Genomic DNA, 1,005 nt, shown 5'->3' on the forward strand with positions numbered 1-1,005 from the left:
CGTACATGCCGCCCGGCTCGATGCCCTTGAAGCTCAGCCCCGGCACGCCGTCCATGTTGGTCGGCAGCAAGATGCCGTGCCAGTGAATGGAGGTGCTGTCCTTGAGTTTGTTGCGCACCCGCAGCGTCACCGTTTCGCCTTCACGCCAGCGCAGCAGCGGGCCGGGAATGCCGCCGTTGATGGTCGTGGCGGTGCGCGGGTTACCGGTGAAATTCGCCGGAGATTCGCCGATGAACAGATCGAAGTCGCTGCCCGCCAACACCTGCGGTTCGCCGGGACTGCTGATCGCCCAGACCGGCGTGCGCCATAACCCGAGGCCGCCGAAGAGCCCGCTGATGGCCAGCCCTTTGACGAAGGTGCGTCTTGATGTGTGGGAGTGCATGCCGTGTGTTCCGCCCGTCAGCCTGTGAACTTGTCGACGAGGCTAACGGGCGGTGCCTTTCAGCAGGCTGAGGCGGGGATTACAGTTTTGACAGGTAAGGGCATTGCTTACTGGCGTGAAGTGGACTTTTCCCTTGAAGCCACGGTGTCGCTGCCACAGTTGATGTAGGAAGACGACTTCAACCAGCGCTGGTCCGGGTAGTAGGAGAACAACAGCTGCCCGTCCTTCATCGAATCGATCAGACGATGGGCAATCGCCGGTCTGACGGCCGGGCAACCCAGGCTGCGACCGATCCGGCCATTGGCTCGGGCCAGCACCGGGCTGACATAGGGCGCGCCGTGAATGACGATGGCCCGGTCAAAGGCGTTATCGTTGAAGCCTGGCTCCAGGCCTTCCATGCGCAGCGAGTAACCGTTCTGGCCGCGGTAGCTCTCTTGTGTGCGGAACAGGCCGAGGCTGGTGGCGTGGCTTTCATTCTGGTTGGAGAACAGCGTGGCCATGTTTTCACCGCTGTTGCGGCCATGGGCGACCAGTTCGTGAAACAGCAACTTGCGCCGTTTAAGGTCGAAGACCAACAGACGTTGTTCGGTCGAGGGCAGGGAATAATCGATCACCGCCAGTCT

General features: G+C 61.6%; 2 protein-coding genes. Both read right to left on the reverse strand.

Annotation, left to right across the window (positions count from 1 at the left end):
- A partial coding sequence (locus ACXRVY_RS31405; RefSeq protein WP_458239266.1) for a multicopper oxidase domain-containing protein occupies positions 1-382 on the reverse strand: 382 nt, incomplete at its 3' end.
- Positions 383-489: 107 nt separating this feature from the next.
- Positions 490-1,005 (reverse strand): murein L,D-transpeptidase catalytic domain family protein (locus tag ACXRVY_RS31410; protein WP_458239267.1); only part of this gene is annotated, 516 nt, incomplete at its 5' end.

Source organism: Pseudomonas sp. P5_A2_2, from assembly GCF_054177685.1.